Origin of the sequence: Yokenella regensburgei (genome assembly GCF_051486985.1) — a bacterium.
Classification (GTDB): domain Bacteria; phylum Pseudomonadota; class Gammaproteobacteria; order Enterobacterales; family Enterobacteriaceae; genus CBFFRJ01.
In genome coordinates this window covers 162,316-185,855 of sequence record NZ_JAHVDV010000003.1, presented here as the reverse complement: position 1 = coordinate 185,855, position 23,540 = coordinate 162,316, and the positions used below count along the sequence as shown (strand labels likewise).

General features: G+C 53.8%; 20 protein-coding genes and 1 pseudogene. 6 read left to right on the top strand and 15 right to left on the bottom strand.

Annotated features, from left to right (window positions below; all coding sequences use genetic code 11):
• Window positions 1-214 precede the first annotated feature (214 nt).
• The 4 genes from galS to KXR87_RS04080 form a co-directional block, all read right to left on the bottom strand.
• Window positions 215-1,240 carry an HTH-type transcriptional regulator GalS gene (gene galS, locus KXR87_RS04095; RefSeq protein WP_437430981.1) on the bottom strand — a complete coding sequence of 342 codons (1,026 nt, stop codon included), beginning with the start codon at window positions 1,238-1,240 and terminating at the stop codon, window positions 215-217.
• Window positions 1,241-1,395: 155 nt separating this feature from the next.
• Window positions 1,396-2,556, bottom strand: coding sequence for a DUF418 domain-containing protein YeiB (gene yeiB, locus KXR87_RS04090; RefSeq protein ID WP_437430980.1), 1,161 nt, complete (start codon window positions 2,554-2,556; stop codon window positions 1,396-1,398).
• A 21-nt stretch (window positions 2,557-2,577) separates the two neighbouring features.
• On the bottom strand, window positions 2,578-3,243 hold the full coding sequence (gene folE / locus KXR87_RS04085) for a GTP cyclohydrolase I FolE (protein ID WP_437430979.1): 666 nt from the start codon (window positions 3,241-3,243) through the stop codon (window positions 2,578-2,580).
• A gap of 125 nt (window positions 3,244-3,368) precedes the next feature.
• Window positions 3,369-4,496 (bottom strand): YbfB/YjiJ family MFS transporter, encoded by a 1,128-nt coding sequence (locus tag KXR87_RS04080; RefSeq protein ID WP_437430978.1) that lies wholly within the window; start codon window positions 4,494-4,496, stop codon window positions 3,369-3,371.
• A gap of 147 nt (window positions 4,497-4,643) precedes the next feature.
• On the opposite strand from KXR87_RS04080, the gene fghA reads away from it, so the two are divergent.
• Window positions 4,644-5,480: an S-formylglutathione hydrolase gene (gene fghA / locus KXR87_RS04075; protein ID WP_437430977.1), complete on the top strand. Its 837-nt coding sequence runs from the start codon at window positions 4,644-4,646 to the stop codon at window positions 5,478-5,480.
• A gap of 246 nt (window positions 5,481-5,726) precedes the next feature.
• Window positions 5,727-7,712: a ligand-gated channel protein gene (locus tag KXR87_RS04070; RefSeq protein WP_437431032.1), complete on the top strand. Its 1,986-nt coding sequence runs from the start codon at window positions 5,727-5,729 to the stop codon at window positions 7,710-7,712.
• A 71-nt stretch (window positions 7,713-7,783) separates the two neighbouring features.
• Here KXR87_RS04070 and KXR87_RS04065 read toward each other — a convergent pair whose 3' ends face one another.
• The 6 genes from KXR87_RS04065 to yieE all read right to left on the bottom strand — a co-directional run bounded on the left by KXR87_RS04065 (window position 7,784) and on the right by yieE (window position 13,856).
• Window positions 7,784-9,253 (bottom strand): amino acid permease, encoded by a 1,470-nt coding sequence (locus tag KXR87_RS04065; RefSeq protein WP_437430976.1) that lies wholly within the window; start codon window positions 9,251-9,253, stop codon window positions 7,784-7,786.
• A 735-nt stretch (window positions 9,254-9,988) separates the two neighbouring features.
• Complete coding sequence (locus KXR87_RS04060) at window positions 9,989-10,726, bottom strand: amino acid ABC transporter ATP-binding protein (RefSeq protein WP_437430975.1); 738 nt, start codon at window positions 10,724-10,726, stop codon at window positions 9,989-9,991.
• Window positions 10,707-11,363 carry an amino acid ABC transporter permease gene (locus tag KXR87_RS04055; protein ID WP_437430974.1) on the bottom strand — a complete coding sequence of 219 codons (657 nt, stop codon included), beginning with the start codon at window positions 11,361-11,363 and terminating at the stop codon, window positions 10,707-10,709. Before KXR87_RS04055 ends, KXR87_RS04060 begins: the two co-directional genes overlap by 20 nt.
• The gene (locus KXR87_RS04050) at window positions 11,363-12,028 is read right to left on the bottom strand and encodes an amino acid ABC transporter permease (protein ID WP_437430973.1); all 666 of its coding nucleotides are present in this window, start codon (window positions 12,026-12,028) and stop codon (window positions 11,363-11,365) included. The genes KXR87_RS04055 and KXR87_RS04050 overlap by 1 nt, the downstream gene beginning before the upstream one ends.
• Window positions 12,029-12,037: 9 nt before the next feature.
• Window positions 12,038-12,823: a transporter substrate-binding domain-containing protein gene (locus tag KXR87_RS04045; protein WP_437430972.1), complete on the bottom strand. Its 786-nt coding sequence runs from the start codon at window positions 12,821-12,823 to the stop codon at window positions 12,038-12,040.
• A gap of 166 nt (window positions 12,824-12,989) precedes the next feature.
• Window positions 12,990-13,856 carry a DNA-binding transcriptional regulator YeiE gene (gene yieE, locus KXR87_RS04040; RefSeq protein WP_437430971.1) on the bottom strand — a complete coding sequence of 289 codons (867 nt, stop codon included), beginning with the start codon at window positions 13,854-13,856 and terminating at the stop codon, window positions 12,990-12,992.
• Between the two features lie 101 nt (window positions 13,857-13,957).
• On the opposite strand from yieE, the gene KXR87_RS04035 reads away from it, so the two are divergent.
• The 3 genes from KXR87_RS04035 (at window position 13,958) to KXR87_RS04025 (ending at window position 17,039) form a co-directional block, all read left to right on the top strand.
• On the top strand, window positions 13,958-15,010 hold the full coding sequence (locus KXR87_RS04035; RefSeq protein ID WP_437430970.1) for a YeiH family putative sulfate export transporter: 1,053 nt from the start codon (window positions 13,958-13,960) through the stop codon (window positions 15,008-15,010).
• 76 nt (window positions 15,011-15,086) lie between these two features.
• Window positions 15,087-15,944, top strand: coding sequence for a deoxyribonuclease IV (nfo, locus tag KXR87_RS04030; RefSeq protein ID WP_437430969.1), 858 nt, complete (start codon window positions 15,087-15,089; stop codon window positions 15,942-15,944).
• Window positions 15,945-17,039, top strand: a complete 1,095-nt coding sequence (locus KXR87_RS04025) for a sugar kinase (protein WP_437430968.1) — start codon at window positions 15,945-15,947, stop codon at window positions 17,037-17,039.
• Window positions 17,040-17,062: 23 nt separating this feature from the next.
• Here KXR87_RS04025 and KXR87_RS04020 read toward each other — a convergent pair whose 3' ends face one another.
• Together KXR87_RS04020 and rihB are read right to left on the bottom strand one after the other, a co-directional pair.
• Window positions 17,063-18,313, bottom strand: coding sequence for a NupC/NupG family nucleoside CNT transporter (locus KXR87_RS04020; protein ID WP_437430967.1), 1,251 nt, complete (start codon window positions 18,311-18,313; stop codon window positions 17,063-17,065).
• Window positions 18,314-18,440: 127 nt separating this feature from the next.
• On the bottom strand, window positions 18,441-19,373 hold the full coding sequence (gene rihB / locus KXR87_RS04015; RefSeq protein WP_437430966.1) for a ribosylpyrimidine nucleosidase: 933 nt from the start codon (window positions 19,371-19,373) through the stop codon (window positions 18,441-18,443).
• A gap of 127 nt (window positions 19,374-19,500) precedes the next feature.
• Here rihB and KXR87_RS04010 point away from each other — a divergent pair, with 127 nt between their 5' ends.
• Complete coding sequence (locus KXR87_RS04010) at window positions 19,501-20,199, top strand: transcriptional regulator YeiL (protein ID WP_437430965.1); 699 nt, start codon at window positions 19,501-19,503, stop codon at window positions 20,197-20,199.
• A 56-nt stretch (window positions 20,200-20,255) separates the two neighbouring features.
• Here KXR87_RS04010 and KXR87_RS04005 read toward each other — a convergent pair whose 3' ends face one another.
• The 3 genes and pseudogenes from KXR87_RS04005 to KXR87_RS03995 all read right to left on the bottom strand — a co-directional run bounded on the left by KXR87_RS04005 (window position 20,256) and on the right by KXR87_RS03995 (window position 23,465).
• Window positions 20,256-21,506: a NupC/NupG family nucleoside CNT transporter gene (locus tag KXR87_RS04005; protein WP_437430964.1), complete on the bottom strand. Its 1,251-nt coding sequence runs from the start codon at window positions 21,504-21,506 to the stop codon at window positions 20,256-20,258.
• Window positions 21,507-21,601: 95 nt separating this feature from the next.
• Complete coding sequence (locus KXR87_RS04000) at window positions 21,602-22,537, bottom strand: pseudouridine-5'-phosphate glycosidase (RefSeq protein ID WP_437430963.1); 936 nt, start codon at window positions 22,535-22,537, stop codon at window positions 21,602-21,604.
• Window positions 22,525-23,465, bottom strand: a pseudogene (locus tag KXR87_RS03995) (pseudouridine kinase). The gene KXR87_RS04000 and the pseudogene KXR87_RS03995 overlap by 13 nt, the downstream one beginning before the upstream one ends.
• Window positions 23,466-23,540 lie beyond the last annotated feature (75 nt).

The window sequence follows — 23,540 nt, the reverse complement described above, 5'->3', positions numbered from 1 at the left end:
TCGGCCGAAGTTCACTCAAAAAATTCTTTCTTCCGTGTAAGGTAACGCTCCAGTGATGCGCAATTGTCGATGCTTCAGGCTTACTGACGCCCCCATTGCCGGGTCGCCACCGTTACATCGTGTTTCAGCTCTTAAAACGCTGACATCATAGTCAGCGCGTTGTTAAGATACTGTGAATTTACTCACAGATTGAAAACGGTTACATCATCAAAACTCATAGGTTAGTGATCGTTACCCCAATTTGCCGTGATGTAACAGAGTGACGACGCACCAGCGTCGGCATAAAGCAGTGTTTTGCTTCAGGATCAAGCTTGCCCGCGGCCCCCATCAGCGCCAGCTCGGTCGCCAGTCGCGCCATTGAGGCGATGGGATAGCGCACCGTGGTCAGTTGCGGGTCGGTGTAACGAGCAATGGGGATGTCGTCAAAGCCAATCAGGGAGAGATGCGGTGGCACCGCAATGCCATTGTCTTTCAGCGCCGTCAGTGCGCCTGCGGCCATGCTGTCGTTATAGGCAAATACCGCGGTAAGTTGTAGGTTACGCCCCAGCAGCTCCACCATTGCCGCCTCTCCGCCCTGCATATCGGGCGAGCCGGTGCCAACCCAGGTGTCCGGTGCAGTAACACCGTGTTCTGCCAGCGCCTTAAACCAGCCCTCACGGCGCAAATCGTTATCTTCAATCTGATGGCTTGAAGCAAGATACCCGATGCGCTGATGCCCATGATTAAGAAGCATTCGGGTCGCCATAATGGCGCCGCTTACGTTATCCAGCTCAACGCAGCGGTGGGCATACCCGGGCACCACACGGTTGATGAGCACCATGCCGGGGATCTGTTCCATAAACCCGACAAGCTCTTCATCACTCAGTGCTTTAGAGTGAACAATCAAGGCGTTACAGCGTTGACGAATCAGAACCTCAATGGCATGACGCTCTTTTTCAGCCTCGTGGTAGCTGTTACCTATCAGCACATATTTCTGGTGCTGCTGCGCGACGACATCCACCGCTTTCACCAGCGCACCGAAGAAAGCATCGGATACGTCCATCACCACAACACCAATGGTGTCGCTGACCTGAGTGGCCAGCGCCTGCGCGTTTGCGTTTGGCCGGTAGCCAAGCTGCGCAACCGCACGGGTTACGGCCTCACGCGTATCCTGGCTTACCAGCGCACTGTTGTTCAATACGCGAGAAACCGTCGCAACGGAAACGCCCGCCTGACGGGCCACGTCACGAATGGTTACCATAGTTTTACCCTGTATGGATGGCGGAAGCTCACAGACACACCCCCTGTCGTTAGCAAGGCGAGTATTCTCTCAGTCGGCGTAAGTCCGCTACGTGAGTGGCATCACACGAATGGAAACGGTTACATCCATTTTGTTAATGATTGTGATCCAGATCGTTATCTGGATGTGCGGGGTAATGACATCCCCGCAGCACGAGCGGTTAACTGACGCCAGAGCCACTCGAAGGGACCCTGACGAAAGCGACGTAACCAGAAGAGGGAGAAGAGGATATTGACCGCCCAGACGAGGGGAACCAGTGCCAGCAGCTGCAGGCGGTCAAACTTCATGAACAAACCAAAACGGTAAAACAGCGTGGTGCAAATCAGCGTCTGCAAGAGATAATTACTGAGCGCCATGCGTCCGACGCAGGCAATGGCATTCACCAGCCTGCTCCGGCAGAGCTGCGGCCAGAAGCCAAAAATGAGTGAGGTATAACCCAGCACCTGGAGCGGCGCACTGAGTTCGCGGGGTGCCTGTAAAATAAATGCACACCAGCGGTAGGCCCATTCCAGCTGCCACTGGGCAATAATGGCGGGCAGATTTATGGCAAGCCCCAGCAACGTCAGGAAAAGCCCCGTGCGGCGATAATGTGACAGACTGAACTGCCCTTTCAGCCAGCCGCTACGCATCAGGGCTGCCCCAATCAGCATTAACCCGGCAAGCTGCCAGCCATATTGCGCTCCCAGCGCCAGCAATCCATTTGAGAGCATATCGGCACGGTTACCAATGGCCTCCATGAACCCGCCCGTGGTCTTCCAGTAACCTTCGTACTGCAGCGTAGCCGCATCCGGCAGCCATGAACGGTTTGGCGTACTCCCGGAAATCACCCCCAACAGCAGCAGCACCGCAATGCCAATAATGTAGAGCGCCACACCGGTATTAAAGAGCGTTTTCACGTTGACGGCATCACGTACCATTCGCCAGGCGACCAGGCCAATCAAACCATACGCCAGCAGAATATCGCCGTCCCAGAACACCAGCCCGTGGATGAAGCCAAGCAGCGCCAGCAGGGTTAAACGTGACTGTATCCAGCGTTTACCGCGCGGTAAGAGCATTTGTAAGCCGGCCCCGAAGAGGATGGCGAACAGAGAGAGAAATTTGACCTGCGCCACGAGGTCGAGTGCCGCCCATGTCCAGGCATCCTGCAAACTGATGCTGCCTTTCCAGGCGGGATTAAGATAGGCGGCTTTAGGCAGACCAAAGCCGACGATGTTCAACAGCAGGATACCGAGAATGGCAATGCCACGAACAAAATCCAGCGTGACATTTCTTTCCATGTACCCGGCTCCTGTTAAAAACTAGTTATGGTGACGCACGGCGCGCAGGAATTCCTGACGCGTGTTCTGGCTGGACTTAAACAATCCCCCCAGCGAGGTGGTGGTGGTGGCGCTGGTGGCATCGCGGATACCGCGCGCTTTCACGCAATAATGCACGGCATCAATGGAAACCGCGACATTGTTGGTGCCGAGCAGGGTCTGAAGGGCGGTCAGGATCTGCTGCGTAAGACGCTCTTGCACCTGCGGACGTTGGGCAAAAAACTGCACAATGCGGTTGATCTTGGAGAGCCCAATGACCGAATCTTTTGGAATATACGCCACGGTCGCTTTACCGTCGATGGTGACAAAATGGTGCTCGCAGGTGCTGGTCAGCGTGATATCGCGTACCGTGACCATTTCATCCACTTTCATCTTATTTTCGATGACGGTAATTTTCGGGAAATTGGCATAGTCGAGGCCCGAGAAGATCTCATCAACGTACATTTTAGCAATACGGTGCGGCGTCTCCATCAGGCTGTCATCCTCAAGATCGAGATTAAGAAGCTGCATAATCTCAGTCATATGACCGGCTATCAGGCGCTTGCGGGATTCGTTATCCAGGTCGACGGGTGGACGCAAGGGGGTTTCAAGGCCGCGAGCAACCAGGGCCTCATGAACGAGAGCCGCTTCTTTACTGAGTGATGACATTTTTTATTCTCCTGCAGGTGTGGCATCTTCGCCCGAATGACAAGCGAAGTGAGCAAGCATTGTGCGTGAGGTCGCGCACAGAATCCAGTATTCACGGCGATAATTAATGAAATAGCCCGCGCCTGTTAACGCGCACGCTTCCACACCAGAAGACCACCCGTCAGCAAGGCGATTCCCGCCAGCCCCAACGCGGGTTCCAGCCGCTGCGTAAGCCAGGTTGAGAGCGCTGAGGTTACGGGCCCAATCAGTTGTCCGATAGCATAACCGGTGGTCAATAACCCGGCCATATATCGCGCGTGGTTCGGTGCCAGTTCACGGCCATATAACAGCGACAACTGCACCGCACACAGAAAACCGCCGCCGACTAACAGCGCGCCAGTCACCAGTCCGCTCATTCCCGGCAGCACGCTTGCTGCTAATACGCCTGCGCCCTGCAGCCATAACACTATGGCAAGGCGCTGATGGCTCTCTCCCAGATGACGCAGCGCGATACTCAGCGCAATACCCACCACCGCCGCCGCGCCGAAGACCGGCCAGACAAACTGGGCAAACAGGCTTCCCGGAAAACGCAGCGCCGCCATTTGCGATAAAAAGGTGGCCGGCAGGATGTAACCAAAGCCCGCCAGGCTATAACTTAAGACCAGGCGCCTGAGGTCAGGGGTGAGAGGCAAAGGCGCCGGCTGGTCGCCAGAGCGATGTAACTGCCCAGGGCGCGGCAGATAACGTCCAATAAAGGCAATCAGGATCAGCGCCAGCACGCCGTAAACCTGCCAGGCCGCCGCGGCAGAAAGACCGCGCGACTGAATAGCCACTGCCAGCACGCCACTTAAGGCAATGCCTGCGCCAGGCCCAGCAAACACGGCGGCGCTGAGGCCGGGGCGGGCATGGTGTGCCAGACGCTCGTTGGTCCAGGCGGCGGTCAGCACCATCGCCCAGCCGCTCATGGCACCAATCACCAGACGTAGCGCAGCGTGCGTGAACGGGTTGTCGGCAACAGCGGAGAGCAAGGTCAAAGCAACGGCACCCGCGACGCCGAGGTACAGACGCATTTCGACGTGGCGACGGGCACGCATTGCGTCCCATGCGCCAATGAGGTAACCAAGGTAGTTCATGGCGGCCACCAGCCCGGCGCTGGTCAGGGTCAGTTGCCCATCGTGGATCATCAGCGGCACCTGAGGCGTGAAAGCAAAGCGCCCTATTCCCATCGCCACGACCAGCACAATAAAACCGCTCAGCGCAATTCTAAGCGCCATCCGCACCCCGAAAGTTAAAAAAAAGTAAAATTTATGATGCAATATGATGAAACGAAGCGAAAGTTAAAGTTGCTCACAGCGACATGAATAATCTGTATTATGGAGAGCTATCACGCTTTTATTTAATCGAGTTCAAAGGAGCCTTGCATGGAATTGCTTGAAGAGCACCGCTGTTTTGAAGGGCGTCAGCTACGTGTGCGACATGACTCAACCGTGCTGAAATGCGCGATGACGTTCAGCATCTTTTTGCCCCCTGTCCGTGAAAATACACCGCCGCCGGTCCTTTACTGGCTCTCCGGCCTGACCTGCAATGACGAGAACTTTACCTTCAAAGCAGGCGCGCAGCGCGTGGCGGCTGAGCTGGGTATAGCGCTAGTCATGCCGGACACCAGCCCGCGCGGTGACGATGTCGCGGATGCTGACGGTTACGATCTGGGAAAAGGGGCGGGTTTTTATCTTAATGCGACCGAGCAGCCCTGGGCTTCTCACTACCGGATGTACGACTATCTGCGCGATGAGCTGCCTGCACTAATTCAGGCGGAATTTGCCGTAAGCGATCGTCAGGCTATCAGCGGTCACTCAATGGGAGGTCATGGCGCATTGATAATGGCGCTGAAAAACCCGGGCCGTTTTACCAGCGTCTCGGCATTCGCCCCTATTGTTAACCCAATAAAAGTCCCCTGGGGCCAGAAAGCCTTTACGGCCTATCTTGGTCACGATACGTCTGCATGGCAGGCGTGGGACAGCTGCCTTTTGATGCAGGCAAGCCAGGCTGAAGATGCTATCCCGACCCTTATCGATCAGGGAGATGCAGACCAGTTCCTCGCGGAGCAATTGCAACCTGCGCGACTGACCGAAGTCGCCCGTCAGAATGCATGGCCGCTGACGCTTCGCGTGCAGCCGGGTTACGATCATAGCTACTATTTCATTGCCTCCTTTATTGAAGATCACCTGCGTTTTCATGCCGGGCATCTCCTGAAATAAGGCGGGAGGGCACCTGCCCTCCCCTTTACTTTTCCTTACATTCACCCCTATCCCGTTGAACGTCTTTGCTTTCTTCATTTATTAATAATTAAATACAAATGATTTCAATTCTCACTTGTATTTACATAAAGACATTTTTTCTTCACAATCCCTGCGCTTCGCCATCTCATGAAGGCTTAAAAGACAAACACTTAGCGTTTTCATGGTTTTGATATGGCATCTTTTTCATTGAAACGGAATGACATGATGATGACACCTCGCGCAAACGTCCTTGCTGTCGCAATCTGTGCAGCACTCTCCCCCTCCCTGTTACACGCCGCCGACCAGGATACCGTTGTTGTCTCCGCTACCGGTTTTGAACAAAAAATCCAGAATGCCCCGGCCTCAATTTCGGTTATCTCTAAACAACAAATCGAAGATAAGGCCTATCGTGATGTTACCGACGCCCTGAAAGATGTCCCGGGCGTAGTGGTAACGGGCGGAGGCAGTAGCAGCGATATCAGCATTCGCGGTATGGGCTCCCAGTACACCCTTTTCCTGGTTAATGGCAAACGCGTCAGCACCCGTGGCACTCGGCCGAACAGCGACAACGCCGGTATAGAACAGGGCTGGCTGCCCCCTCTGGAATCCATAGAGCGTATTGAAGTGATTCGTGGCCCGATGTCCTCGCTCTACGGTTCGGATGCAATGGGCGGGGTTATCAACGTCATCACCAAAAAAGTCTCCAATACCCAGGCCTGGACAGGCTCGCTGCATGGCGATGCCACCTGGCAGGAAAATCGCGACTCCGGCGATCTGTATCAGACCAATGCCTATGCCTCCGGCCCGTTAATTGATGGTCTGCTGGGCGTGAAGGCGACCGGCCTCTTCTCCCGTCGTGCCGAAGATAAGATTCTTAATGGCTACAACGAGCAGCGTCTGCGCAACGGCGGGGTCACACTGAACTTTACACCGGATGATAAAAACGACATCGATTTCGATGTCTCACGTGAATTACAGGATCGAAACAGTACGCCAGGTAAATCGTCTGCTGCGCAAAGCTGCCGTGGAAGCGTCTGCACCCCCAACAGCAAAAGTGAAAGCCGCTACGAGCACACCACTTATGCGTTGACCCACAGCGGGTATTACGAAGACGTCAACACCGTCAGCTATCTCCAGCAGGAAGAGACCAATAACCCAGGTCGTGAAATGAAGTCCTGGAACACCACCTTTAACACCCAGAACCAGATCTTCCTGGATGCGCATACCCTGACGCTGGGCGGTCAGTATCGCTACGAAAAACTGCGCGATAACGGTAACCAGCTGGAAGCGGCAGACGGTCTGAATAAACTGACCCGCTGGAGCTGGGCGCTGTTTGCTGAAGATGAGTGGGCCATTCTCGATAATCTGAGTCTGACCGGCGGTCTGCGTATGGACAAGGATGAAAACTATGGCACCAACTGGACGCCGCGTGGCTACGGTGTCTGGCATCTGACCGATCAATGGACGCTGAAAGGGGGCGTATCCGCCGGTTATCGGGCACCTGATTTGCGTCAGTCCTCCGCGAACTGGGGACAGGTGACAGGGGGCGGTCGACTGAACGGCATTATCGTGGGTAACCCGGATTTGAAGCCCGAGAAGAGCGTAAGCGAAGAACTGGCCTTGTTGTGGGATAACAACGATAACCTGAACGCCGGGATCACCCTCTTTAACACCGATTTTAAAAACAAAATAACTGAAGTTCGTCGCTGCAACAGTAGCGCCGATCCGGCCTGTACTATCGGTAACGTCAGCTATGATTTCGTCAGTGACCGGGTGAACGTCGACAAAGCTAACATGCGCGGCGTGGAGTCCTCCTTTGGCTGGAAAATCACCCCTGACCTGAACCTGACCGCCAATTACACCTACACGGAGTCTGAGCAAAAAAGCGGGCAGTTCTCTGGCAAACCATTGAACAAAATGCCAAAACACATGCTGAACACCACGCTGGACTGGCAGGCGATGCAGGATGTGGGCTTATGGAGCCGCCTGAACTTCCGCGGCAAAACCTCGGAATACCTGAGCCGTACCTCTATGTCTCAGGGCACGCCATCCTACACGCAGGTGGATGTGGGCGTGCGCTATAACGCCACCAAAGATCTGCTGGTTTCTGCGGGTGTCTATAACGTGCTTGATAAGCAAATTGACTATGATACCTACGACACCGTGCTTGATGGCCGCCGTTATACTCTCGGTTTAACCTATAGCTTCTGATATCCGTACATGAGAAAACGCCCCGACAGATTGCCGGGGCGTTTTTATTTGTGACTGCCAGGAACTGAGATTTACTTCGTAAAACGCTCCGGGAACACCATCTCTTTGTAGCTAACAAAGCGGGTGCCTCTGGAGAATTTGTAACCAAACCAGATAATCAGGAACAGCGGGATACCAATGTAAGTTGCTGCCACTGCGCCCCAGTCAATGGTGTCTTTCAGGAAGGCTTCATAGTTCTGACCAAGGGTAATGATCAGGCACAGGGCGAAGGCAAACATCGGCCCCAGCGGGAAGAAACCCGAGCGGTACGGCAGATTATTGAGATCGTGCCCCTGCATCACATAACCACGACGGAAACGATAATGGCTGATGGCAATCCCCAGCCAGGCGATAAAGCCCGTCATGCCGGAGGTATTCAATAACCACAGATAAACCGTCTGGTTACCAAACATAGAGGTCAGGAAGCACAGCCCCGCAATCACGGTAGTGGCATACAGCGCGTTGCGTGGGACACCGCCTTTTGACAGCTTAGCGAAGATACGCGGCGCTTTACCGTCGCAGGCCAGGGTGTAAAGCATACGGGTCGACGCGTACATGCCAGAGTTACCGGCTGAGAGTACCGCCGTCAGGATCACCGCATTCATAATGGCAGCCGCAGAGAGCAGACCGGCATGCTGGAACACCAGCGTGAATGGGCTGACACTGATGTCTTTTACATCGTTGCGCAGCAGGCTCGGATCGGTGTACGGAATGATCAGGCTGATAATCAGAATCGCGAACACATAGAACAGCAGAATACGCCAGAAGACCTGGCGCACGGCGCGCGGAATATTTTTCTCAGGATCTTCAGATTCACCCGCCGCGATGCCAATAAGCTCGGTGCCCTGGAAAGAGAAGCCAACGATCATGGCCACACCAATCATCGCCGACAGGCCGCCGGCAAAAGGCGCATCTCCTGTCGTCCAGTTGCTCCACCCCGCAGGCTGCGCGCCTTTGAAAATGCCCACAATCATCATGATACCGATGACGATAAAGATAACCACGGTCGCCACTTTAATCAGCGAGAACCAGTATTCGGCCTCACCAAAGCCCTTCACCGAGATATAGTTCAGCAGGAAGATGACGCAGAGGAACACGGCGCTCCAGATCCAGCCCGGCGTATCGGGAAACCACCAGGTCATTACCAGCTGCGCGGCAACCAGGTCCACGGCGATGGTGACGGCCCAGTTGTACCAGTAGTTCCAGCCCAGCGCGAAGCCAAAACCCTCTTCAACATACTGCTGACCATAGGTGGCAAATGAACCGGAAACCGGCATGTACGCCGCCAGCTCGCCCAGGCTGGTCATCAGGAAATAGACCATCAGGCCGATGAGAATATAAGAGAAGAGCGCGCCGCCCGGGCCCGCTGCGGAAATCGTCGCCCCGGATGCAACAAAAAGACCAGTTCCGATAGATCCGCCAATGGCGATCATCGTCAGGTGACGCGCCTTGAGCGCACGGCGAAGCGTGGGCGCTTGTGTGGTTTTAGTTTCACAAACCATAAGAAAATGCTATCCATCCAAAAAATGAGGCGCGATTGTAGCAAACGAAAAGGGTTCAATCTGGCACAAAAACCCTCATATTAGACACCTTCATGATAGCAGGTGGATTATAAGTAAGGCAGTGGATGACGCCCCCTCACCCCGGCCCTCTCCCTAAGGGAGAGGGAGAAAATCAAAGCCATTCTCGTTCGGTTCACTCTCACTCAGGGTTAAGGAATTACCACAAAGAAAGTGCGAGCACGGACAGTTCCCTCTCACTCAGGGTTAAGGAATTACCACAAAGAAAATGCGAGCACGGACAGCTCCCTCTCCTCTTGGGGGAGAAGGTCAGGGTGAGGGGAACATGCGGCTCTGAGGGTCATTCCGTTCACCTTATCTTCCTTGCTTCTCTGTAGCTCCAGAACCCGTGAACGTGCCAGGGTGGTTCACCGCCACCACCCTGGCGACCCGGGCTCCCGGCTAAGAAAATCGCCGCTGCGCAGTCCACGACGCTTAATCCTTCAGGCTTATCGGGGACGGGCGGAGGAAACCTCCCTGTAAAGCCGCCCTCGCCGCGCATCCCTGCGCGGCGCCCCGGCCTTGCGGATACGCGTCGCCGATTTTCAGCCGGACCCTGTCATCGCTGTAATTGCTTTATTCTGATTGCGCCGCGTTATGGCGGTAAAAACGTAATATTACCAGGGTCCCTCCCCCCTTTTGGGGAGAAGGTAAGGATGAGGGGTGGTTACACAAGGGCTAGTTCAGCCCTCTTACCGACGCAATAAACTGCTGTAATTCTGGTGTCTTCGGCTGATTAAAGAACGACTTGCTCTCCCCCTGCTCCCAGACTTTTCCCTGATGCATAAACACCACCCTGTCACCCACTTCCCGGGCGAAACTCATCTCATGGGTCACCAGAATCAGCGTCATACCTTCAGCGGCAAGTTGCTCCAGCACGCGCAATACCTCCCCCACCAGCTCCGGGTCCAGTGCTGAGGTGATTTCATCGCACAACAGCACTTTGGGTTTCATCGCCAGCGCACGGGCAATGGCCACGCGCTGCTGCTGCCCCCCGGAGAGGTTCGACGGATAATAGTCCATACGCTCCCCTAACCCGACCTTCTCCAGCATCTCTTTTGCCAACTGGCGGCACTCATCAGCGGGCAATTTCAGCACCCGGCGCGGCGCCAGCATCACGTTTTCCAGCGCGGTCATATGGGGAAACAGGTTAAAACTCTGGAACACCATCCCGACAGAACGGCTGATCTCGCGGGCTTGCGAATCTCTGTCCGTCACCGTCATGCCACCGAGCTTGATGCTGCCGTCCTGGTAACCTTCCAGGCCGTTCATGCAGCGCAGCAACGTGCTTTTTCCCGAGCCGCTGCGCCCGATAATCGACACCACTTCACCCATTTCGATATCCAGACTGACGCCCTTCAGCACATGGTTGTCGCCGTAATATTTTTGCACGTCATTAATGGTGATGAGCGGCATGGAATTTCTTCTCCAGGTAACGGCTGTAACGCGACAGCGGGTAACACATCAGGAAATAGCCCAGCGCGACCAGGCCAAACACTTTAAAGGGTGCAAAGGTGACGTTATTGAGCATGGTGCCCGCCTTGGTGAGTTCAACAAAGCCAATAATGGAAGCCAGGGCTGTCCCCTTCACCACCTGCACCGAGAAGCCCACCGTCGGGGCGATGGCAATACGTATTGCCTGGGGCGCAATCACGCGAAACAACGTCTGACCGAAGCTTAACCCCAGGCAGCGGCACGCCTCCCACTGCCCCTTTGGTAACGCTTTGATGCTGCCGTACCAGATATCGAGCAAAAAAGCGCTGGTGAATAAGGTCAGCGCCAGCGTGGCCGCCGTCCAGGGGCTGACATCAATGCCAAACAGCGCAAGACCAAAGAACGCCAGGAAGAGCTGCATCAGCAGCGGCGTGCCCTGAAACAGGGCGGCGTAAGCTGCAATACAACGTTTCGGCCACACCCAGCGGCTGATGCGCAGCACCAGCAGCGGCAGAGTCACTAAGGTGCCGCAAATAAAGGCAATCAGGGAGAGCAGCAGCGTCCAGCGTGCGGCCAGCAGCAGGTTGCGCAGAATATCCCAGTCGGTAAATGTGCTCATCAGTGTTCACTCCCTAACCACTTGCGCCCGGCGGCCAGCAAAACCTGACGCATCAGCAATGAGAGCGCAAGGTACAACAGCGTGGTGACCAGATAGACTTCAAAACTCAAAAAAGTGCGAGACTGAATCAGGTTTGCCATAAAGGTCAGCTCTTCATATGAGACCTGCGACACCACCGATGACCCCAGCATCACGATGATGCATTGACTCACCAGCGCCGGGTAAATCCGCCCCAGCGCCGGGGGGAGAATCACCCGTATAAAGGTCTGCACTTTCGTTAATCCCAGCACCCTCGCCGCTTCCCACTGGCCTTTTGGCGCGACCTGAATACCGGCGCGGATAATTTCAGTGCTGTACGCGCCGAGGTTAATCAACATGGCAATCAGCGCCGCCTGCCCTGCCGTAAGCTTGAGGCCAAGCCCTGGCAGGCCAAACACAATGAAAAAAAGCTGCACCACGAAGGGGGTATTGCGAATCAGCTCCACATACGCCCCCCAGAGGTGACTGAGGAGAGTCGGTTTACCACTGCGCAGCGCCGCGCCGATGATCCCGAGCGACACCCTACCGAGGGTCGCCACAGTGGTCAGGGTGACCGTGGTCCACAGCCCCGCCAGCAACTGCGGCCAGAAGGGCCAGAGGGCGGCAAAATCAAGGGTTGTCGTCATGCCGACCCCTTAAGCGCCGAAATGAGCCGGCAATGGCGCCTGCATCCATTTTTCGGAGAAGGTGTTCAGCGTGCCCTCTTTCAGCGCCTGCGCGACCAGCTTGTCCACTTCCGCTTTCAACGCTGGTTCATTTTTCTTCAGGCCGATGTAACAGGGTGAATCTTTGAGCATAAATTTGCTCACCGGCGCTTGCGATGGGTTCTGGCGCGCGATGGCCGCGACCACGACGTTACCGGTAGCGAGATACTGCACCTGTCCGGAAAGATAAGCAGAAATGGTGGTGTTGTTATCTTCATAGCGCTTCAGTTGCGCATCTTTCGGCACCAGGTCGGTCAGGACCATATCCTCGACGGCACCGCGCGTGACCCCCACCGATTTCCCGCTCAGGGCGTTGGCATCGGCAAGCGCGGCATCTTTGGGGCCAAATACGCCGAGAAAGAACGGCGCGTAGGCGCGGCTGAAATCGATGACCCTTTCGCGCTCCGCGTTTTTACCGAGGCTGGAAATCACCAAATCCACTTTATTGGTCTGCAGGTAGGGAACGCGGTTGGCACTGGTCACCGGCACCAGCTCTACTTTCACCTTCATGCCTTTTGCCAGATATTCTGCCATGTCAATGTCGTAGCCCTGCGGCTTAAGGTCGATAGCAACTGACCCAAACGGCGGGAAATCCTGCGGCACCGCAACGCGCAACACGCCGCGCTGTTGAATATCCTGCAGTTGATCCGCCAGAACCGCACTCACTGAGGAGAACATTAATGCAGCACCTGCTGCTGCCCGCATCCACTTTTTCATCGTCATCACCCTGTCGCTTATGAAACAAAAGATTCTTTGAATCATATTTTGCAACTAATGTGCCAACGCGGCGCTACACGACGGCCGCTGTCGCTGCGGGCGTCGGGGGAGAGATTATGGCTACGCCTGCACACCAGAAAGGTGCAGGCGCATCGTGATGGTGCAGTCAGATGTCGCAGTAGCGCAAAAAGCGATGGAGTGCGCTGGAGAGGTGTTTTTGGCGGTGATGGATCCGCCAGAGGGTGCGCACCAGGCGTGGCAATGGCAGCGGCACCTCCACCAGTGAGCCGGCATCCAGTTGCTCGGCAATCACCCGTCGCGATAAACAGCTGATGCCCAGACCGTGGCGCACCGCATGCTTTATTGCCTCGGAGTTTCCAAGCTCCATGCCCAGGTGAAACTCAGGCAGATGAGAAAGCAGCAGATAATCGACAATTTCACGGGTCCCTGAACCGCGTTCACGCAGGATCCAGGGGGCTGCCGCAAGCCGTAACAGCGTGACCTCACCCTGGAGTAATGCGCAGCCCGGCGGCGCAAACACTACCAGCTCATCTTCAAGCCAGGGCTCGGCAATGATTTCGGCCATGTGGCACGGTCCTTCAATCAGGCCGATATCCACACGAAAATCTGCCACCGCGTTGATCACGTCCTGACTGTTACCGACGCGCATATCCAGCGGCAGATCCGGCAGATCGCGACGATAGCGGGCGATCACTTCCGGCAAAATATAGTTGCCGATGGTGCTACTGGCATACACCCGTATGGCCCCGTTCTCTTCGCGAAATAACTGTTCAATTTCAAGCGCCTGTTCCAGCAATGCCAGCGCGCGCGGATAAAGCAGGCGGCCATGCTCATTCACCACCAGCCTTTTACCTACCCGGTCAAACAGCTGTACACCGAGCTGGCCTTCCAGATCGGTTAATGCGGCGCTGACCGCAGACTGCGACAGCGCAAGCCTCTGTGAGGCCTGCGTCGTTGATCCGCTTTTCAAAACCTCGGCAAACACTTCAAGCTGCCGGAGCGTGATATGCATACCCTGCCCTTACCACTTATAAAGATTAATTATAAATATATAATCAATTTTACCTTTAAACCATCGCGACGTACCCTTTTCCGCAGACAAAGGAGAAGGCTATGAACAACATCACACAATCCCAACATGCCCCCCTGCTGAAGCCTGGCCTGTTACCGGGGCTTGCACTCAGCGCACTGGTCGCAGGCGTGGCCTTATGGGCAGGGACTGTTCCGACGCTGACCGCAGCAGGCATGAGCGCACTGACGCTGGCGATACTGCTCGGCATACTGCTCGGCAATACCCTTTATCCGCGTTTAAGCCGCTCCTGTGACGACGGGGTGCGCGTGGCAAAACATTATCTTTTGCGTCTGGGCATCATTCTGTACGGGTTCCGCCTGACCTTTTCCCAGATTGCTGACGTTGGCGTCAGCGGCATCGTTATTGACGTTCTGACCCTCAGTTCCACCTTTCTTTTAGCCTGCTGGCTGGGGCAGAAAGTGTTTGGTCTTGACCGCCAGACCAGCTGGTTGATTGGGGCTGGCAGCAGCATCTGCGGCGCAGCGGCGGTGCTGGCAACTGAGCCGGTGGTGAAAGCTGAAGCGTCGAAAGTAACGGTAGCCGTCGCAACGGTGGTGATTTACGGTACGCTCGCCATCTTTTTATACCCGGCGCTTTATCCCTTTCTGAGCCACCTGTTTACCCTGGAAAATTACGGTATCTATATGGGGTCGACCATGCACGAAGTGGCGCAGGTGGTGGCTGCCGGGCATGCTATCGGTCCCGATGCGGAAAACGCAGCGGTTATTGCCAAAATGCTCCGCGTGATGATGCTGGCCCCCTTTCTGATTATTCTGGCGATGCGGGTAAAAACGCTGGCACCGGCGAATGCGGCGCAGAAGAGCAAAATCACCATCCCCTGGTTCGCCCTGTTTTTTATCGTTGTCGCGCTCTTTAACTCTTTTCACCTGCTGCCGCAGGGTGTGGTGAACGCGCTGGTCACGGTCGACACGTTGTTCCTCGCCATGGCGATGGCCGCGCTGGGGTTAACCACCCATATCAGCGCCCTGAAACGTGCAGGTTCTAAACCGCTGTTGATGGCGCTGATGCTGTTTATCTGGTTAATCGTAGGGGGCGGGGCAATAAATCTCCTTGTACACCATGTGATGGCATAAACCCATACATCTCCCTCCGGTTTACCCGCTATGATAGGGGATTGCTTTCCCCTGGCGGGTTTAACAGGAGTTATTCATGAAATACATTGGAGCGCACGTCAGCGCCGCTGGCGGCCTTGCAAATGCCGCAATCCGTGCCGCTGAAATTGATGCCACCGCATTTGCCCTGTTCACTAAAAACCAGCGTCAGTGGCGGGCCGCCCCGTTGACGACAGAGGTGATTGATGGTTTCAAAGCCGCCTGCGAAAAATACCATTATCAACCGGGGCAGATCCTGCCGCACGACAGCTATCTGATAAATCTGGGTCATCCGGTTCAGGATGCGCTGGAGAAATCCCGCGACGCATTTCTGGATGAGATGCAGCGCTGTGAGCAACTCGGGCTGACGTTGCTGAACTTCCATCCCGGCAGCCACCTGCTGCAAATCAGTGAAGACGCGTGTCTGGCACGTATTGCTGAGTCCCTTAATATTGCGCTGGATAAAACCACCGGTGTGACAGCCGTGATTGAAAATACCGCCGGTCAGGGCAGCAACCTGGGTTTTCGCTTTGAACATCTGGCGGCTATCATTGAGGGCGTGGAGGATAAATCCCGCGTCGGCGTCTGCATTGATACCTGCCACGCCTTTGCTGCTGGCTACGATTTGCGCAGTGCTGAAACCACGGCAGATGTCTTCGCTGAGTTTGATCGTGTGGTGGGTTTTCAGTATCTGCGGGGGATGCACCTTAATGATGCGAAAAGCCAGTTTGCCAGCCGTGTTGACCGTCACCATAGTCTCGGCGAAGGCAACATCGGTCATGATGCTTTTCGCTGGATTATGCAGGACAGCCGTTTCGACGGTATTCCACTGATTCTGGAAACCATTAACCCGGATATCTGGGCAGAAGAGATCGCCTGGCTTAAAGCGCAGCAACATCAAGAGGCAGCCGCGTAAATGAATGACAGGGAAAAACAGATACTCAAAATCCTGCGCAGTAACCCGCTGATTCAGCAAAATGAAATTGGCGATATTCTGCAGATAAGCCGTTCACGCGTTGCGGCTCATATCATGGATTTGATGCGCAAAGGACTTATTAAAGGCAAAGGCTATATACTCACCGAGCAGGATTATTGCGTCGCTTTCGGTGCCATTAACATGGATATTCGCGGTACGGCAGCTATCCATTATCCTCAGTCCTCCTCCAACCCTGGCAGTATTCACTGCTCGGCAGGCGGTGTGGCGCGCAATGTGGCGCACAATCTGGCCCTGCTCGGACGCGATGTGCATCTGATTTCCGCCGTGGGTGATGACTTCTATGGTGAAACGCTGCTGGAACAGACGCGTGTCGCCGGGGTGAATGTTCAAAGCTGTCTGCGCCTGCACGGTCATAATACCTCTACCTATCTTTCAGTGGCCAACCAGCAGGAAGAGACGGTGCTGGCGATTAACGACACCCATATTTTGCAGCAGCTTACGCCACAGTTACTCAATAACTCCCGGGATCTGGTGTTGCATGCGGGCGTGGTGGTAGCGGACTGTAATCTGACGGAAGAGGCGCTGGAGTGGATTTTCACTATGGCTGGCCATCTTCCGGTGTTTGTGGATACCGTATCAGAGTTTAAAGCGGATAAAATCCGTCCCTGGCTTTCGCGTATCCACACCCTGAAGCCGACCCTTAAAGAGTTGCAGATATTGTGGGGAGAGCCCATTCGCCGGGAGGCAGACCAGTTCGCGGCAATAGCCTCACTGCATGAACAGGGCGTTCAGCGGATATTTGTCTGTCTTGACGACGATTCGGTGTTTTGCAGTAAACGTGAGGGTGAACAGTATCTGATCCCTTCCCCGGATCATCAGGTAATTGATCGCTTTGGCGCTGATGATGCCTTCATGGCAGGGCTGGTCTACAGCTTTATGGATGGGGGTGATTTCAGAGAGTGCGCCCACTTCGCCATGGCCTGCGCCGCCATTTCCCGCGCCAGTGTCAGCATTAATAACCCTGCCCTGTCTGCCGAAAATGCGCTTTCTCTGCTTCAGGCCTCGCTGGCCTGAAGCAGAGCGGCTTTCTCCAGAAATTAAGCTAACCCAATAAAGAACCCGGCAATGGTTGCGCTCATCAGGTTGGAGAGCGTGGCCGCTGCCAGCGCCCGCAGGCCAAGCTGAGCAATTTCCGGTGCGCGTTGCGGCGCGATGGCAGAAAACGCCCCCACCACGACCCCTATCGATCCAAAATTGGCAAAGCCGCACAGCGCAAATGAGATGATGGCGATGGTTTTTACATCCAGCGTACCTGCAGCCTGCAGATAGGGGGAGAAATTCAGATAGGCCACGAACTCGTTAATAGCCAGTTTCTGTCCAATCAGGCTACCGGCAAGGGTAGCATTACCCCAGTCAACGCCCATCAGCCAGGCAAGCGGCGCCAGCGCATAGCCGAAGATCGCCTCAAGCGAAATCTGATCATAGCCAAACCAGCCACCGATACCACCAATAATGCCGTTAAGCATGGCGATGATTGCCACAAAAGCCATCACCACCGTTGCCACACCCGCCGCAATTTTTAACCCTGCCATTGCGCCACTGGCCGCCGCTTCAATAAAACTCTTCGGCGGCGTTTCGGTGAATGAGAGATTATCGAAGGTAACCTGAGTTGCCTCTGTTGCAGGGCTGAGCAGACGGGCAAAGAGGATGCCGCCCGGAATCGCCATGAGCGATGCTGCTAACAAATAATCAATAGGTACGCCGAGCCCCGCATAGCCAATCATCGTCGAACCGGCAATAGATGCCATGCCGCTACAGATAGCCGTAAAAAGCTCATTGCGGTTGAGCTTGTGGATAAAGGGTTTAACAATCGCCGGGATTTCGTTTTGACCGAGGAAGATAGTGGTGACCGCTACGAAGGACTCGATTTTACTGATACTGAGCGCTTTCTGGAAAATGCCGCCGAGGATCCGAATCAGGAACCCCATAACGCCAATGTAATAAAGTAAGCTCACCAGTGCGGTAATAAATATGATGGCGGGCAGGACGCGAAATGCAAATACAAAGCCTGCCCCGTCAAATAACGCATCCATTTTTGGCCCCACAAGCGATCCAAAAATAAACGCACTGCCCGCATCGCTGTAGGTCATTACTTTATGAATACCCAGCGCCGCCTGCTCCGCCAGCCATTTACCCGGCGGGAAATAGAGCATGATACCGCCAATAACAATCTGCAACCCTAACGCAGCGCCGACGGTTCTTAAGCTAATGCATTTTTTATTTACTGACAGCAGAAATGCTATCGCCAGTAATACCACCATACCCAGAACACTTCTCATTATATCCATAATGATTATCTCAATATTATTTTTTTGGTATGACTGATATTGATATGGGCGACAGCAAACTGCCCATTAATACAGGTCAGGAGTAAGAGTCTTTACACGTGAAAACCGGGAGTACAGATTCCGTAAATCAAATATACATCCGTATACACGCTTCGGTTAAATCCCAGAACCATTGGGTGTCGATGGTTACCCCAACTTTTGCATTGGCAGCTTTCCCCAGCACGCCGAGTTCGTCACATACGGTACGTCCGTAGCAGGGGCCACTGTTCACATCGATCTCAACATACATCTCCTGGGTCCTGATGCCCTGCGGATTGATCAGGTATCCGATGCAGGTGGCATCATGTACCGGCCCGCCTGCGAGCCCGTAGTTTTCAAACTGGGTTTTCAGAGTAAAACTCATGATATCGCTGAATAATTCACCCGCAGGCCCACCCACTTTTTTCATTCTGGCAATCACGTCTGCGGTACATACGGTCTGGTTTGTAAGATCCAGTCCCATCATCACCAGCGGGACACCCGAGGTAAAGACCACCCTGGCCGCTTCCGGGTCGGCAAAAATATTAAATTCAGCCGAGGGGGTGAAATTGCCGGTCCCGTAAGCACCGCCCATTAATACGATCTCACGAATTTTCGGCAGAATTTCGGGTTGCATACGCATGGCAACCGCAATATTGGTGAGTGGCCCGACCGGCACCAGAGTAATATCACCATCACTTGCCATAAGCGTATCAATAATATACTTAACAGCATGTGTGCTTTCTGCTTTACGGGTGAGCGGTCCAAATACAGGACCATCTAATCCAGTTTCGCCGTGTATATTATCAGCGACAATCTGTTGGCGCATGATAGGCTGAGGCATTCCTGCATAGACAGGAACATTAATGCTTAACTTCTGACAAACGTTTAATCCATTGATTAATGTTTTATTCAGCGTCTGATTTCCAGCAACAATGGTAATGCCCAGCAATTCTATTGCCGGATGCCTTGCCGCCATCATAATGGCAATAGCATCATCATGACCGGGATCGCAATCCAGGATAATCTTTCTTCTTTCCATATTCTATTTCCTCTGTTGCTGTTAGGTTATTTTCACTTCATCAAAGAAAACTATTCAGGCCGACGACTGAAGAATAACAACAGAAAACCGTTGCAAAATATGAGAAATCTCATACCAGGAAATCATTGTGAAAGAAATACAAAATAAAGAACTAAAACAACAGCTTATCCGGGATTCCGGCTATATTGAGCGATTCACCGCAACGGTCGTCAGCGAAACCCGGCTGTTTCATGTGATGGCAGGCGATTTTATTATCAGAGAAGGCACCCAGCCGGCTTACCTGTTTTATCTGGCACGGGGACGAGCAAAACTCTACGCCAGCTTACCCAATGGGCGGGTATCACTGATCGATTTTTTCGGTGCGCCCTGTTTCATCGGTGAGATTGAACTGGTGGACATCAGCCATGAACCACGGGCGGTACAGGCTATCGAAGAGTGCTGGTGCCTTGCCCTGCCAATGAAAGCGTTTCGGCCCCAGCTATTAAATGACGTGGTTTTCCTGCGCTACCTCTGTGTTGCGTTGAGTCATAAAAATTACCGTAACATTGTCTCGTTAACGCAAAATCAGTCATTTCCCCTGGCGAACCGGCTGGCGGCGTTTATCCTGCTGACGCAACATAACGACGTCTATCATGAAAAACATACCCAGGCAGCGGAATACATGGGCGTCTCCTACCGTCATCTCTTGTTTGTAATAGCGCAGTTTACGAAGCAAGGCATATTAGAGAAGCAGAAATCTGGCTATCTCCTCAGGGATAAAAAGCGTATAACCGCGCTGGCACGTGAGATGGATCCTGAGAATAAATTTGGTCATTTACTCCACTAACCATGACAGGCGGCAGACTTTCACATGCGCCAGCCGCCGCTGGCGCACGCTCAATATCAGGCCAGACCAATAAAGAAGCCGGCAATGGTCGCACTCATCAGGTTAGAGAGCGTGGCCGCTACCAGCGCCCGCAGGCCAAGCTGAGCAATTTCCGGCGCGCGCTGCGGCGCGATGGCAGAAAACGCCCCCACCACGACCCCTATCGATCCAAAGTTGGCAAAGCCGCACAGCGCAAATGAGATGATGGCGATGGTTTTCACGTCCAGCGCACCTGCTGTCTGCAGATAGGGGGAGAAATTCAGATAGGCCACGAACTCGTTAATAGCCAGTTTCTGCCCGATAAGGCTACCGGCAAGGGTCGCGTCGCTCCAGTCCACTCCCATGATCCACGCCAGCGGTGCCAGCGCATAGCCAAAAATCCCCTCAAGCGAGGCCTGCCCGTAGCCAAACCAGCCACCAATACCGCCAATGATACCGTTCAGCATGGCAATGATCGCCACAAAGGCCATCACCACCGTTGCTACGCCAGCGGCAATCTTCAGCCCGGTCATAGCGCCACTGGCCGCCGCTTCAATAATGCTTTTTGGCGGCGTGTCGGTAAAAGAGAGATGCTCGAAGGTGACCTGTGAGTCTTCCGTTGCCGGACTCAGCAAACGAGCAAAGAGGATGCCACCCGGAATGGCCATTAATGATGCCGCCAGCAGATAGTCAATCGGTACGCCCATGCCGGCATAGCCAATCATCATCGAACCGGCAATGGAGGCCATCCCGCTACAGATAGCGGTAAAGAGTTCATTACGATTAAGCTTATTGATGAAGGGCTTGACGATAGCCGGGATTTCGTTCTGCCCGAGGAAAATCGTCGTCACCGCCACAAAAGATTCTATTTTGCTGATCCTGAGCGCCTTCTGGAAAATTCCCCCCAGAATACGAATCAACAGCCCCATAACCCCGATGTAATAAAGAAGGCTTATCAATGCAGTCACAAAAATGATCGCCGGCAGAACACGGAAGGCAAAAATAAAACCCGCACCGTCAAACAGGAGATCCATTTTAGGGCCGACCAGCGAACCAAAGATAAAGGCGCTGCCCGCATCGCTGTAGGACATGACCTTATGCACGCCGAGTGCCGCCTGCTCCACCAGCCATTTGCCTGGCGGAAAGTAGAGCATCACCCCGCCAATCACGATTTGCAGCAGCAATGCCGCCCCGACGGTTCGTAAACTGATGCGTTTTTTATTAACGGACAGCAGAAATGCGATGACCAGTAATACCATCATCCCCAGAACACTTCTCATTATATCCATAATGATTTCCCTTCATGCCAGGAAACCCGGCGATTGCGCCAGGTTTTGGTGTGTCTGATAACGTGGCGGGCGACCACAAACTGCCCGCATAAAAGTCAGGCGAGCTGTTGATACTCTTTCGCTATTTCGCAAGCCAGAATGGCGTTGTTAAACACCAGTTGAATATTCGATTTCAGGCTATCGCCACCGGTCAGTTCTGCAACACGCGCCAGCAGGAACGGGGTACTGGCTTTTCCCGTTACTCCCTGGGCTTCGGCTTCGGCAACCGCCCTGTCAATGGCCGCATTGATGCTCTCTTCTGCCATCGCGAACTGCTCTGGGATAGGATTAGCCACCACCAGGCCACCGTTCAGGCCGGTTTGCCACTTCACCGCCATCGCGCGGGCAATCTCTTGCGGCGTATCGAGGCGAATGCTCACATCGAACGGACTGGTGCGACAGAAAAAGGCCGGCAGGGAGGTGGTTTGATAACCAATTAACGGAACGCCAAAGGTTTCTAAATATTCAGTGGTTAAGCCCAGGTCGAGTATTGATTTCGCCCCTGCACAGACCACTGTGACATTCGTATGTGCCAGCTCTTGTAAATCAGCCGAAATATCGAAGGTGTGCTCGGCGCCACGATGAACACCACCAATGCCGCCGGTTGCAAAAACCTTAATTCCTGCAAGAGCCGCAATAATCATTGTCGAGGCAACGGTGGTAGCGCCGTTTAATCCTGCCGCGACAATAAAGGGTAAATCACGGCGACTGACTTTCGCTACGTCATGACCTTCGCGGCCTAATAATTCGATCTCCTCTTTCGAAAGACCAACTTTCATCACCCCATTAATAATGGCAATGGTGGCAGGAACCGCTCCATGTTTACGAATAGTGTCTTCAACTTCAATGGCCGTTTGCGCATTTTGCGGGAAGGGCATACCGTGAGAAATAATAGTTGATTCGAGTGCAACAATCGGTTGTTTATTGTTAAGTGCATCTTGTACTTCGGGTGATATTTCTAACAATGCAGGTGAGAGTGTTAATTCAGACATTTTGTTTCTCCACTAACGAAATGACATTTGAAAAAGACAAGTCGGGGTTATTGGTATATTCACAGGCGAGTGCCATTGAAGAGCAACCCTGCGCAAAGTGGACCGAATCACTAAATGAAAAACCTTCTACCCAGCACGCCGCCAGCCCGGCCATCATGGCATCGCCTGCGCCGGTAACATTAATAATTTGCGTTTTAAAAGGGAGTGACCAGCCGCTTTCTCCACCCAGCTCGCTGTAGTAGACGCCATCGCCCCCCATGCTCAGCACCAGACGTTTAAGCCCGCGCTCATGAAACCACCTTGCAACGTTGCTCACGTCATCACGCCCGGTCAGTGCAAGGCCGCTCAGGGTTTCCGCTTCGACACGATTCGGTTTCAGGGTGTGTATCTGAGGGAGCCAGTTGCGAATTTTCACGCACTTCCAGGCGGAAACCGGATCGACAAAAATCGGTGTATTACCGGCATGCGTGAGAAGCCAGGAGAGCGCATCTTCACTGATATTACAATCAACCACAATCACCGCTGCATCGCGTATAAAATCAATATGTTTTGCCAGAAACGCTGCGGATAAATAGCTACTAATATTCATGTCATTTATAGCCACCAGCATTTCACCGGTATTATCCAGTAGGGATAAATAGCTTGAAGTATTCTCTTCCGGCACCACCAGGCACTTATTGACATGAACCCCGGAACGGCGGGTCTCATTTAGCAGAGATTGACCATAAAAATCGTCGCCAACGGCGGTTAATAACCATGACTCTTTACCCAGCAGCGCCAGGTTCTGCGCAATATTGCGCCCGACGCCGCCGGGCGTGAACTTTATTTTACCGGGGTTGGAATCTGCATAATTCAGTACACCGTGAGAATACCCGGCAACATCCATGTTAGCGGAGCCGACAGTGACAATATAATCCTTTTTACGCATAAAACGCCCTCTGGCAACTTATTGCCATATCAGTGAGATCGCTGAAAATACACTACAGGAAAATGAATCACTCTA

Coding starts and splice junctions, on each gene's coding strand:
- KXR87_RS04060 (WP_437430975.1), bottom strand. CDS start 10,726: ATGCCGCTCATCACCATTAATGACGTGCAAAAATATTACGGCGACAAC.
- KXR87_RS04080 (WP_437430978.1), bottom strand. CDS start 4,496: ATGGCGCTTAGAATTGCGCTGAGCGGTTTTATTGTGCTGGTCGTGGCG.
- KXR87_RS04000 (WP_437430963.1), bottom strand. CDS start 22,537: ATGTCTGAATTAACACTCTCACCTGCATTGTTAGAAATATCACCCGAA.
- folE (WP_437430979.1), bottom strand. CDS start 3,243: ATGTCATCACTCAGTAAAGAAGCGGCTCTCGTTCATGAGGCCCTGGTT.
- KXR87_RS04035 (WP_437430970.1), top strand. CDS start 13,958: ATGAACAACATCACACAATCCCAACATGCCCCCCTGCTGAAGCCTGGC.
- yeiB (WP_437430980.1), bottom strand. CDS start 2,556: ATGGAAAGAAATGTCACGCTGGATTTTGTTCGTGGCATTGCCATTCTC.
- KXR87_RS04065 (WP_437430976.1), bottom strand. CDS start 9,253: ATGGTTTGTGAAACTAAAACCACACAAGCGCCCACGCTTCGCCGTGCG.
- KXR87_RS04020 (WP_437430967.1), bottom strand. CDS start 18,313: ATGGATATAATGAGAAGTGTTCTGGGTATGGTGGTATTACTGGCGATA.
- fghA (WP_437430977.1), top strand. CDS start 4,644: ATGGAATTGCTTGAAGAGCACCGCTGTTTTGAAGGGCGTCAGCTACGT.
- KXR87_RS04025 (WP_437430968.1), top strand. CDS start 15,945: ATGAATGACAGGGAAAAACAGATACTCAAAATCCTGCGCAGTAACCCG.
- yieE (WP_437430971.1), bottom strand. CDS start 13,856: ATGCATATCACGCTCCGGCAGCTTGAAGTGTTTGCCGAGGTTTTGAAA.
- KXR87_RS04045 (WP_437430972.1), bottom strand. CDS start 12,823: ATGAAAAAGTGGATGCGGGCAGCAGCAGGTGCTGCATTAATGTTCTCC.
- nfo (WP_437430969.1), top strand. CDS start 15,087: ATGAAATACATTGGAGCGCACGTCAGCGCCGCTGGCGGCCTTGCAAAT.
- KXR87_RS04050 (WP_437430973.1), bottom strand. CDS start 12,028: ATGACGACAACCCTTGATTTTGCCGCCCTCTGGCCCTTCTGGCCGCAG.
- rihB (WP_437430966.1), bottom strand. CDS start 19,373: ATGGAAAGAAGAAAGATTATCCTGGATTGCGATCCCGGTCATGATGAT.
- galS (WP_437430981.1), bottom strand. CDS start 1,240: ATGGTAACCATTCGTGACGTGGCCCGTCAGGCGGGCGTTTCCGTTGCG.
- KXR87_RS04070 (WP_437431032.1), top strand. CDS start 5,727: ATGATGACACCTCGCGCAAACGTCCTTGCTGTCGCAATCTGTGCAGCA.
- KXR87_RS04005 (WP_437430964.1), bottom strand. CDS start 21,506: ATGGATATAATGAGAAGTGTTCTGGGGATGATGGTATTACTGGTCATC.
- KXR87_RS04055 (WP_437430974.1), bottom strand. CDS start 11,363: ATGAGCACATTTACCGACTGGGATATTCTGCGCAACCTGCTGCTGGCC.